The sequence below is a fragment of the Erysipelothrix inopinata genome (assembly GCF_014396165.1).
Taxonomy (GTDB): domain Bacteria; phylum Bacillota_I; class Bacilli_A; order Erysipelotrichales; family Erysipelotrichaceae; genus Erysipelothrix; species Erysipelothrix inopinata.
The window spans coordinates 439,795-451,582 of the sequence record NZ_CP060715.1 but is presented as its reverse complement, the minus strand read 5'-3'; the positions used below and the strand labels follow the sequence as shown (position 1 = coordinate 451,582).

Annotated in this window: 10 protein-coding genes and 1 riboswitch; of the genes, 7 read left to right on the top strand and 3 right to left on the bottom strand. The window is 36.7% G+C overall.

Annotated features, from left to right (window positions below; translation table 11 throughout):
• Positions 1-21: 21 nt before the first annotated feature.
• A riboswitch (purine riboswitch) is annotated at positions 22-124 on the top strand.
• Positions 125-179: 55 nt separating this feature from the next.
• On the top strand, positions 180-1,553 hold the full coding sequence (locus tag H9L01_RS02285) for an NCS2 family permease (protein ID WP_246449137.1): 1,374 nt from the start codon (positions 180-182) through the stop codon (positions 1,551-1,553).
• Between the two features lie 193 nt (positions 1,554-1,746).
• Positions 1,747-2,457 (top strand): hypothetical protein, encoded by a 711-nt coding sequence (locus tag H9L01_RS02280; RefSeq protein WP_187534417.1) that lies wholly within the window; start codon positions 1,747-1,749, stop codon positions 2,455-2,457.
• A gap of 39 nt (positions 2,458-2,496) precedes the next feature.
• Here H9L01_RS02280 and H9L01_RS02275 read toward each other — a convergent pair whose 3' ends face one another.
• Both H9L01_RS02275 and mutY read right to left on the bottom strand, forming a co-directional pair.
• Positions 2,497-2,655 carry a hypothetical protein gene (locus tag H9L01_RS02275; RefSeq protein WP_187534416.1) on the bottom strand — a complete coding sequence of 53 codons (159 nt, stop codon included), beginning with the start codon at positions 2,653-2,655 and terminating at the stop codon, positions 2,497-2,499.
• A 110-nt stretch (positions 2,656-2,765) separates the two neighbouring features.
• Positions 2,766-3,752 carry an A/G-specific adenine glycosylase gene (mutY, locus tag H9L01_RS02270; protein WP_187534990.1) on the bottom strand — a complete coding sequence of 329 codons (987 nt, stop codon included), beginning with the start codon at positions 3,750-3,752 and terminating at the stop codon, positions 2,766-2,768.
• 237 nt (positions 3,753-3,989) lie between these two features.
• On the opposite strand from mutY, the gene H9L01_RS02265 reads away from it, so the two are divergent.
• The gene (locus H9L01_RS02265) at positions 3,990-5,240 is read left to right on the top strand and encodes a hypothetical protein (RefSeq protein WP_187534415.1); all 1,251 of its coding nucleotides are present in this window, start codon (positions 3,990-3,992) and stop codon (positions 5,238-5,240) included.
• A gap of 146 nt (positions 5,241-5,386) precedes the next feature.
• Here H9L01_RS02265 and H9L01_RS02260 read toward each other — a convergent pair whose 3' ends face one another.
• On the bottom strand, positions 5,387-6,628 hold the full coding sequence (locus tag H9L01_RS02260; RefSeq protein ID WP_187534414.1) for a hydroxymethylglutaryl-CoA reductase, degradative: 1,242 nt from the start codon (positions 6,626-6,628) through the stop codon (positions 5,387-5,389).
• Between the two features lie 112 nt (positions 6,629-6,740).
• Here H9L01_RS02260 and H9L01_RS02255 point away from each other — a divergent pair, with 112 nt between their 5' ends.
• The 4 genes from H9L01_RS02255 to tgt all read left to right on the top strand — a co-directional run bounded on the left by H9L01_RS02255 (position 6,741) and on the right by tgt (position 11,657).
• A complete protein-coding gene (locus H9L01_RS02255; protein WP_187534413.1) occupies positions 6,741-7,682 on the top strand; it encodes an L-lactate dehydrogenase in 942 nt (313 codons plus the stop codon).
• Positions 7,683-7,772: 90 nt separating this feature from the next.
• Positions 7,773-8,561 carry a type I methionyl aminopeptidase gene (gene map / locus H9L01_RS02250; protein ID WP_187534412.1) on the top strand — a complete coding sequence of 263 codons (789 nt, stop codon included), beginning with the start codon at positions 7,773-7,775 and terminating at the stop codon, positions 8,559-8,561.
• Between the two features lie 109 nt (positions 8,562-8,670).
• Entirely contained in the window at positions 8,671-10,482 is a 1,812-nt protein-coding gene (gene typA, locus H9L01_RS02245) for a translational GTPase TypA (RefSeq protein WP_187534411.1), read from the top strand.
• 17 nt (positions 10,483-10,499) lie between these two features.
• Entirely contained in the window at positions 10,500-11,657 is a 1,158-nt protein-coding gene (gene tgt / locus H9L01_RS02240) for a tRNA guanosine(34) transglycosylase Tgt (RefSeq protein WP_187534410.1), read from the top strand.
• The last annotated feature ends 131 nt before the right edge of the window (positions 11,658-11,788 follow it).

Below are 11,788 nucleotides of genomic sequence, written 5' to 3'. Positions count from 1 at the left end.
ATTTAAATAGGGTTCTTTTACACTTTAAGTGTATTTATACCGAATATAATACCCAAAATATGGTTGGGTAGTATCTACCGATACACCGTAAATGTATCGACTATCGTGGTGAAACCTAGGATCGTTTCTCCCGATCTTTTTTATTTGGTTTAAATCAAAGAAAATACAAGGGAGAGAAAATGAGAAAAATAGAAAATTTCTTTAAGTTGAAAGAACATAATACGACTTTCAGTACTGAAGTATTAGCAGGTGTTACAACATTTTTTACAATGGCATATGTGTTATTTGTGCATCCACAAATGCTTGCTGAAACTGGATTACCACGTAATGGTGTTTATATCGCAACAATTCTATCAGCAGTTATTGGAACACTCATGATGGGACTTTATGCAAACATTCCTTATGCTCAAGCTCCAGGGATGGGACTGAATGCATTCTTTACCTATACTGTTGTAATTATCGGTGGCTTTACACCGTATGAAGCACTTGCGATGGTATTTGTTTGCGGTGTTATAAACATGATTATAACCGTTACAAGCATTAGAAAGCAGCTTGTAAAAGCAATTCCTGAAACGTTACAACAAGCGATTGGGGCAGGAATTGGATTGTTTATTGCATATATTGGATTATTAAATGTTGGATTTATCAACTTTAGTGCTGGGGTACCAAGTCTTACCAATTTCCAAGATCCGAATGTGTTGCTTGCAATTATTGGTATTGCTATTACTTTAATTCTTATGTTAAAGAAAGTTAAAGGGGCTATTTTAATCAGTATCATCGTGACTACTATAATTGGTATTCCAATGGGGATTGTGGATATATCAAGTATCGGTAGTGGCGCCGACAGTTACGGAACAGTTTTCGCTGACTTCAAGAGTATTTTCGGTGTTGCTCTGGGTAAAGAAGGAATCGTAAGTCTCTTTACAAATCATGATATCTTCAAAGTTATTCCTATTATTTTTGCTTTCAGCCTCACTGATACATTTGATACAATTGGTACTTTTATTGGTACAGGACGTCGCTCTGGAATTTTTACTGATGAAGATGAAAAAGCAATGGAGACGGGATCGGGGCTTAATTCAAAAATGGAACGCGGTCTCTTCGCAGATATGGTTGCTACTACAGCAGGATCTATTTTAGGAACATCAAATGTCACAACATTCGTTGAAAGTTCAGCAGGGATTGGTGTTGGTGGACGAACAGGACTAACCTCTGTTGTTACAGCAATTCTTTTCTTACTCAGTATTGTTGCTGCACCAGTGATTGGATTAATTCCTTCTGCTGCTACAGCACCTGCATTGATTGTTGTTGGAATCCTTATGGCAGGATCATTTGCGGATATTGAATGGACGAACTTTGAGGATGCAATTCCCGCATTCTTTACAGTGTTAATGACAGTTTTAACTTACAGTATCTCTAATGGATTGGCATTTGGTTTTATTTCATACATTCTTGTGAAAGTTACAACCGGTAAGGCAAAAGAAGTTCATCCGATTGTTTATGGAAGTACATTACTCTTTGTCATCAACTTTGTAATTGTTGCATTGGGATAATCATCAGCATCTTGGCCTAGCAAGATAAGCCGTAATATCGACTGAGTTCGTTTATTACGGCTTTTTAGTATTCAAGAGTCAATAGGAATCATTGTGATTGTGGATAACTTATATTAAACCAGATGAATTCAAAAAAACAGAAAGGATGGAAAACTGAATTCATAAGAGGTTGTTAAATAGAGGAGGATGTAGAGTGAATAAACTACTTAAATTATTCAATTTAACTGTCTTATCAACGCTGACCGTAATTTACTTAACGACTAATGTTTCCGCAACTGAAATTGATGATATCTCTACTAAATTGGAAGAAATTGGTGTGTATGAAGAAGCAATACCAAGTTTGGTAGAGAAAATACAGAATGGCGAGACGCCGAATTCTCTCGATGACGATTATGATCATGTTGAACCTGAATATGAACTGGAGTTTGAAGATGGATCAAAAATTGAAAGATATCGCTATCCTGATGGTTCGGTAAAAATACTAGAGATTCAACCTGATGCATATGAGATTAACGGACTAAGAGCAAGTAGAGCAACTTGGAACGCTTGGGTGGATTCTGTCGGTTCTCAATCAGGAAGTGGCTATAGTAATCTAAGACTCAAAGTTAATGGCACTTATGGAATTGTCACGATGACATACTACGCTAATGTTACTTATGCGTATGGAGGACATGTTGAACTGACCTCAGTGTATGAGCCTGGCATCTTGGTTTCGGGACCAGGTGCAAGTTACACGATTACTCAAAACCCAACCATCGTCAAAAGTAAACCAACAAGCAGTGGTTATGCGGAAGCGGTTATGAAAGCTAATATCAAAGGTGACTATTATTCGGGTACTTATGCACTTCGTTTATTTGTCAGACCTTCTGGTAATGGTTATTATGCAAGTTTTGGCTTGAACTAGAAAAGAACCGGCTCTGATATTCAGAGTCGGTTCTTTCACTTATTTAAGAGCTTTGATTTTTTTGTTTTCTAGGTAAAGATATAGAAATAAAAATACTATAATCGAAATAATTAAGATGATGCATGAGAATTTTAAATACATTGTAAGCTTCGCATCTGTGATGGAATAGTTCATGTAAAATTCTTGTTCTGGTGTCATAGTTCCTCCTTAGTATTCTTTTGAGCTCATTATATTACTGTTTTTAATAGAGTGAGTCAGCTAGCAACTGAGAGGTAGAAACAAATTGACAAAAGGATGCAAATTTGGACTTAAAGAATATCTAATTTTTTCAGAATTTTCTTATGAGCAGTAATCATTGGATGTGTATCAATGAGATCTTGGAGTGGTACCCAAAACCAATCATCTGAAGTTTCAGGTAAAGAGTCTACAATATATGCGTGAATGTTCCAATGCAGATGTGAGAATTTATGAACTAATTTGGCATTAGGTTTATCATCAAGATGACCTTCGACTTGTGGAAGTCTAAAAAGACCTTCCATTAATCCATCAGAGTGATCGTTAGAAATTAGAATGCGAGTTTTATCTGTAACGATATAAACGGTTTTATCATATGAAGGAACCGGTTTTGCTTTTGGAATATAAGGAATTGTTCCAACACACTCGCCACGGTAACAAGCGCACATTTCTTTGAAGGGACAACCAATACATTGTGTATTGGAAGGGGTACATACAAGAGCACCCAGTTCCATAAGTGCCTGAGTGAAATCACTAGGATCTGCACCATTTTTAAGAAGTTCTTCTTTTAAAAATTCTTCGAAATATTTATGGCATGCGCGAGTGTTGACACTTTCGGTGTAGTTTAGATAGCGGGCCATGACACGTTTAACGTTACCGTCAATCGCTACTTCAGGCAAACTGAAAGCAATGGATGCAATTGCCGAAGAAGTGTAGTCACCAATTCCAGGAATATCCATTAATAGTTTTTTATCACGGGGAATAACGCCATCAAAGTTTTCCACCACATATTGGGCACCTTTATGTAAATTTCGTGCACGTCGATAATATCCAAGTCCTTCCCACATCTTTAATACTTCATCGATATCTGCTTGTGCAAGGGTTTGGACATCAGGGTACTTTTCAATCCATCGGTTGTAGTATGGAATCATTGTTGCTATTTGAGTTTGTTGTGCCATGATCTCGCTGACCCATATTTTATAAGGGTCTTTTTGGCTTCGAAAGGGAAGCTCGCGTTTGTTCTCATGGTACCAATTTAATAATCTATCTGTAAATGTCATGGTCATAGTATACCTCATATAAACAAAAGAAAAGAGCCAGATGCCCTTTTCACTAGAGAGATAGTGTTTCATTATCATATAATATATAAGTGGTTAAGAAGGAAATTATATATTATATTTAGAGAGACAATGAATACAGTAACAACCTATGTTTATTATTAAGTTGTTAGCTATATGATAACGCTTTATTATTTATAATGCAAGGATAAATGCTATAATATAACCAAGAGGTATTCTATGAAGTATAAGGGAGATCTATTTACAACTCGGGAGAAACTTGGGCTTGTATTACAAATGTTATTGAGTATTTTATACATAATCCTGGGTTTAGTGATTGTCTTTAAGCAGGATATATTGTGGTCTTCGATTTATTGGGGTCTGGTATCAGTATTGATTGCGACAATCGTTACAGCAATATACCGACTCTTCTTTAATCGAAATCCATTTCAAGGACTTATTGCCATTGGTGCGGGTGTCTTTTTGACCATCTTAATGCAAAGTTCAACATTATATGTTGAGTTGGTGGCTGGCTTAGCGGGAGTTTGGGCATTGTTTAATGCGGGTGTCCATGGCCTAGAGATGTACGTTGCTTATAAGGACAACACAAAGGGAAAGATTATGCATTTTCTGTATGCACTTTTCTCAGCGGGAATGGGATTTCTATTAATCTTTAGTGGTGTTGAAAATCGCTATATTATTAATTTGCAGATTGGTTCTTATATCGCTTTATTAGGTGCGATTCAAATGATTTCTACGGTTCGTATTCTATTTCTACATGAAATTGGTGGGAAACTTTCTGCTCCGGTTGTTCTCGCTGCATTCATGCCAGCATTCCTTGCAAAGAAAACTCGCGAAACAGCTAAGAATAACCCAGAGTACTTCAAACATGTTGTTGAAGAAACCAAAGGAGACTATTTATCCATCTACTTATATACTAAAGATGATGGGTTTGAACAAATGGGACATCTAGATATTGGTTATAATGGTTCTATCTATTCTTATGGGGCACACGACCCATACAATCGGGCAAAATCAATGGCGTATGGGGATGGGGTTCTGATTGTTGGAAGTGAGAAAGACTTTGTTCAGTATGCTGTGGATACAAACACCATCGTCTTTAGATTTGTTTGTCGTTTAACACCAGATCAATCACTACAAATAGAAGACCAAATTGAATCAATTCTAAAGTTATCCTATTACTACGAATATCCGGATGAAAAAGATCCTGAGGGAGAGCATTACCTAACACGATTGATTCAAAACAATCTCAGACTCAATTTCTACAAATTCTTTGATGGTAAGTTCAGGACATACAATGTCTTTACAACTAATTGTGTAATTGTTGCGGATCAGATTGTCGAAGCTACTGGAATGAAGTTATTCCAAATTAGTGGAATTGCGACACCAGGTGCATATTACGATTATTTAGATAAACAAGTAAAGAAGCCTGGATCTATTGTAATAAAAAAAGAAGTCTACCGATTATAAATGAAATAAATCTTATAGAGTAATTATAAAAAAATTGGACTCTGTTGATTGAGCACGTAGTAATATTGTGACCTTCTGCAGAGTTTTTTAGTAAAAAAGCTAACGACATGTTTGCAGTCGTTAGCTTTAGAAGAATACTTAGATAATTATTTTGAGGTCAATGATTCAATGATTCGCTTTGCACTTTCAAGGTTCATAGGTTTAATCATTGTGAGTTGCTTTACAACCTGATCGAGATGATCCATAGGGCATCCTGCTTGGATTGCTAAAGATCGAGCTTGCAATGCCATATGTCCCTTTTGGATACCAACAGTAGTGAGTGCATAGATGGCAGCAAAGTTTTGGGCAAGTCCAACGCATGCGAGAATTTCCATGAGTTCAGAAGCGGATTCGTATTTCAATATTTCTTTAGCAAGTTGTGCTTTTGGATGAATACCAATCGAACCGCCAACAGCGCCAATTGGCATTGGCATAAGAATGTGTCCAACAATCATACCATCGTTATCAACAGACCATCTTACGAGGGGTTGATAAGAACCGGATTGGGAAGCGAAGGCATGAGAACACGCTTCAATCGCACGCCAGTCATTACCCGTAGCAATTACAACAGCATCGATACCATTCATAATTCCTTTATTGTGGGTAGTTGCACGATAGGGATCAACTTCAGCAAGTTGACTTGCAGAAAGAATTCTTTCCGCAATAACGTCTGGATTTTTTAGTGTTTTCGGATCGATGATGCATGTGGCTTCTACCAAACATTCAGTTGAAAGATTGGATAAGATGGACATCAACGGTTCATCTTGGAACTTACTTTGAAGATAGCTTGCCATGGCTTCAAGCATCGTATTCATGATGTTTGCACCCATTGCTTCTTGAGTATCTACAGAAACATAGATGATAAAAAACTTCGCATCATCAGAGTGTTCCTTATATTCATAACGAATTGAACGGACACCACCACCGCGTTTCACAATGCTTGGATATGCGTTATGACCTACATTAGCGAGTTCTCTTTCTTTCTCATCAATATATGCCATCATGGATTCATGATTCTTTGGATTTTTGAAAGCAATTTGGCCAATCATAGTACGCTCGAGTACTTGAGCCATAAAGCCGCCATTTTCTCGAATTATTTTCGCAGCATTACTTGCTGCCGCAATAACAGAAGGTTCCTCAGTAACCATTGGAATAATATAGTCTTTATCGTTGATTAAAAAATTCAGAGCGACACCCATCGGTATTTCATACGTAGTTACCGCATTCTCAATCATTTGTTCATAAATGTCTTGAGGAAGTGGGTAATCGAGTGCTTTAAGATAACGATTATCTGCCTTTAAAACAGCACGTCGTTCATCGGTTGTTTTTTTATAAAATTTATCATACATTTTGGTACACCCCTTATAAATAAGCATAACAAAAATAATTGATAAATACCAAGTTAATTTATAGTGATATTATGGGATATTTGGTATGATAAGACCATAAAGGAGATAGAATATGAAGACAAATAAGATTTCAATTATTGGTGCTGGATTTGTTGGCTCAACAACAGCATTTGCATTAATGAATCAAAACGTTGCTTCGGAAATTGTGATTGTTGATATTAATAACGACAAAGCACAAGGAGAAGCAATGGACTTAGGTCAAGGACAAGTATTTGTTTCACCCGTTAAAATTGTTGCAGGAGATTATCCTGATACGAAAGATTCGGATATTGTAATTATTACTGCAGGTATGGCACAAAAACCTGGAGAAACACGAATCGACCTTGTAAATAGAAATATCGAAATTTACAAGCAGATGATTCCTCAAATTGTGAAATACAATCCGGACTCAATTTTACTTGTAGTTTCTAACCCTGTAGATATCCTCGCACAGATAACCTACCAATTATCAGGATTCCCTGCAGAACGTGTTATTGGATCAGGTACGGTACTTGATACGGCACGTTTCCAATCAATTCTTGCAAATCGTTTTGAGGTTGATGCTCGAAACATTCATGCAAACATCATTGGTGAACACGGTGATAGTGAAATTGCGACATGGTCACTCACAACCATTGCAGGACTCACTATTGATCAATACTGTAAGATGATGAATATTGACTTTAATCAAGAAATGGCAGAAAGCATTACATATGATGTAAAAACTGCAGCTTATGAAATTATCAACCGTAAAGGATATACAAACTACGCTGTAGCCTTAGCAATTACACGTATTGTAGAAGCAATCTTACGTGATGAACGATCAATTCTTACTGTATCAACACTTCAAAGTGGAGACTATGGAATTGATGATGTGTATATTTCGGTTCCTACAATTATTGGCCGCTCTGGTGTCCAACATGTTGTGGAAGTGCCATATAGCTCTGCTGAAGTTAGTGCACTTCAAGAGTCAGCAAAAATGTTGAAGGATATTATTGACGCATCAAACTTATAGTTTTTAAGTCTCACTTCGGTGAGACTTTTTAGTGATTAGGCAAAATGAATAATAACGAGTATAATGAAAGAGTTGAAATGAGGTATTAAAATGATAACTATTAAATCACAAAGAGAAATTGAAGGAATGCATGAATCCGGTAAGCTATTAGCTTCAATTCATGAAGCGTTACGAGACTATATTAAAGCAGGGATATCAACTCATGATATTGATAAATTCGTACAAAAAATGATTGAAGATAACGGTGGAACTGCAGCTCAAATTGGATATGAAGGTTATAAGTTCGCAACCTGCTGTAGTGTTAACGATGAAATGTGTCATGGATTTCCAACTCACAAGAAACTCAAAGATGGTGATCTTGTAAAGGTTGACTTCTGTGTGGATCTTAATGGATTTCTATCCGATTCATGCTGGGCATATTGTGTCGGAAATAATCCAAGCGAAGACGTAAAACAATTAATGGAAGTAACCCAAGAAGCATTATACTTAGGTCTTGAACAAGCTCAAGTTGGAAAACGTACCGGAGATATTGGTGCAGTTATGGATGAGTATATTCAAAAATTTGGTTATAGAATGTCTTTAGACTTCTCAGGACACGGATTGGGACCAACCATACATGAGTCACCTATGGTTCCTTTTACGGGAATTAAGGGCACGGGTGCGCGTTTAAAAGAAGGTATGGTTATTACCATTGAACCAATTGTAAATCAAACCACAGGTCATGCTAAATTAGATAGTAATGGATGGACAGCACGTACTGTAGATGGTTGTTTAAGTTGCCAATATGAACACACACTTGCAATCACAGCGGATGGTCCTTTTATCACAACAATTCAAAAAGGAGAAACCATTCCTTTTGCTAAGAATCCTACAAAATAAGGATTCAAATACGAACAATTTGTGAAATGTCAAGGTGCAGGATGAAAAAACTGTAATTTTGCTGTGAATTCATGTATAATAGACCAGTTAACGGAAAAGAGACGATAAAATGAAAAAAATTATTAATATAGCGGTTATTGCCCACGTTGATGCAGGGAAAAGTACGCTTGTTGATGCAATGTTAAAATCAGCAGGTGTTTTCCACGAAAATCAAGTGGTACAAGACCAAGTAATGGATAGTGATGATATTGAACGTGAACGCGGAATTACAATCTACTCAAAAAACTGTAGCGTAAATTATAATGATATCAAAATTAATATTGTGGATACACCAGGCCATGCTGACTTCTCAAGTGAAGTAGAACGAATTATTAAAACAGTTGATACTGTTATTTTAGTCGTGGATAGTGCAGAAGGTCCAATGCCTCAAACTCGCTTCGTATTGAAGAAATCACTCGAAGCAGGATTGAAACCAATTCTACTTATTAATAAAATTGATAAACCTGACCGCCGTGTTGCTGAAGTTATTGAAGAAGTTTACGAACTTTTCATGGATCTTGATGCAACTGACGAACAACTAGAATTCCCTATCTTATACGGTATTGCGAAAAAATATATTGTTCAAAAAACACTCGAAGAAGAAGGAACAAATATTAAACCTCTATTCGATACAATTGTTGAACATACGCCTCTTTATCCAGACTACGATAACGATCCACTTCAATTCCAAATTTCTTCATTAGCTTATGATGACTATGTAGGACGTCTTGGTATTGGACGTATTACACGTGGACAAATTAAAAAAGGACAAAATGTTGCTGTTGTTGATAATGACGGTAATGTTAAACGTCAAAATGTTTCTAAAGTATTTACATACGATGGTCTAAAACGTGTTGAATCTTCAGTTGCTTATGCAGGAGACATTGTCTTAGTATCAGGTATCGATGATATTTCAATCGGTAACACACTCTGTGCTCCCGATAACATTGACCCACTACCAGCAATTATTATTGAGGAACCAACATTGAGCATGAACTTTATGGTTAACTCATCACCATTTGCAGGACAAGACGGAAAATATGTTACATCACGTAATATTAAAGAACGTTTAGAAAAAGAACTTGAAGTTAACGTTGGACTTCGTGTTGAGCCTACAGAATCTGCAGACTCATTCAAAGTTTCCGGTCGTGGAGAACTTCACTTATCAATCTTAATTGAAAACATGCGTCGTGAAGGTTACGAACTTGCAATCTCAAAACCACGTGTTATTACTCATGAAATTGATGGCCGTCGCTGCGAACCAATCGAAGATGTTATTATCGAAGTGCCAGAAGAATATTCAGGAACAATGATTAGTAAAATCAGTCTTCGTCAAGGTGAAATGGTTGATATGCAACAAGATCGTTCAATTGTTAAACAATTCTGGAAAGTTCCAACTCGTGGACTTATTGGATTTAGAAGTGAATTCATCAACTCAACTCATGGTGAAGGAACAATGATTCGCCAATTCAATGGATATGAACCAATGAAGGGTGAAATCCAACAACGTTTAAATGGTTCAATGGTTTCAACTGAAACAGGCCAATCAATGACTTATGCAATCTTTAACTTACAAGAACGTGGAGAGTTCTTTATTGGAGCTCAAGTAGATGTATACGAAGGAATGATCCTTGGTATTGCAGCACGTGATCTTGATATGAACGTTAACCCTACAAAGAATAAGAAACAAACCGCAATTCGAAGCTCAGGACGTGATGAAGCAATGAAATTAACACCACCACTTCCATTAACACTCGAATATGCACTAGAATTTATTCGTGATGATGAACTTGTAGAAGTTACACCAAATCACATTCGCTTAAGAAAGAGACATTTATCAGAAAATGCTCGTAAACAAGCAAGCCGCTCACAAGCTGATTAAGAAAGAGGTGCAAATTAATGGCTCTAGATAAAAACCAGCCTTTGAAATTAACACTGATTAAAAAATCGAATGAAAGCAATGCAAGACTTACAACCATCGAGACACCTCATGGTACGGTAGAAACACCAATGTTTATGCCTGTAGGGACTCTTGCAACCGTCAAATTTTTGACACCTGAAGATTTATACAAGATGAATTCTCAAATTATCTTAAGTAACACGTATCACCTTTGGTTAAGACCGGGTGAACAAGTTGTAAAACAAGCGGGTGGCCTTCATAATTTTATGAATTATAAAGGACCCATGCTAACAGATAGTGGTGGATTCCAAGTTTTCTCTTTAGGGAAAATAAGAACAATTACAGAAGAAGGTGTTCACTTTAAGAATCACTTAAGTGGTGAACCCTTATTCCTAACTCCTGAGAAATCAATCCAAGTTCAAAATGATCTTGGAGCTGATATCATCATGAGTTTTGACGAATGTCCACCATATCCTGCAACATATGAGTATATGAAGGATAGTATTGAAAGAACACTACGTTGGGCAAAACGTGGTAAAGACGCGCATCAACGTCCCCATGATCAAGCACTCTTTGGGATTGTTCAAGGTGGAGAATATACAGATTTAAGACATATGCATGCTAAAGCTCTTGTTGAAATGGACTTCCCTGGATACTCAATCGGTGGTACTAGTGTTGGAGAACCTAAGCCAATCATGTATAAAATGATTGATGATGCAATCGAGTTTCTACCTGAAGACAAACCTCGTTATTTAATGGGTGTTGGTGCTGTTGATGATCTCTTTGAAGGAGTTATTCGTGGAGTGGATATGTTTGACTGTGTGTTACCAACACGTATTGCACGTCACGGTACAGCGATGACAACAACAGGCCGTGTTAATATCAAGAATAAGAAGTATGAATATGACTTCACACCGCTTGATGAACATTGCGACTGTGAATGCTGTCAGAACTACACTAAGGCTTATCTAAGACACTTAATTAGAACCAATGAAGGATTGGGTATGCGACTCTTATCTATCCACAATCTTCGTTTCTTACTGAAATTAATGGAAGACATTCGTGAAGCAATCAAAGAAGATAGACTCCTCGAACTTCGTGATGAAGTTTATGAGAAGTATGGTCTTAACGATGGTAGAAATACCCAAGGTTTCTAGTCAAATAGAATCTTTAAATATGAAAATCATATGAAATATAAAAGAGGAAACATCACATTTGGGATGTTTCCTTTTATGTTCATAGTGTTAGAATACCGCAATAATAAGCCTGAAATGGTAATTTTAAAATT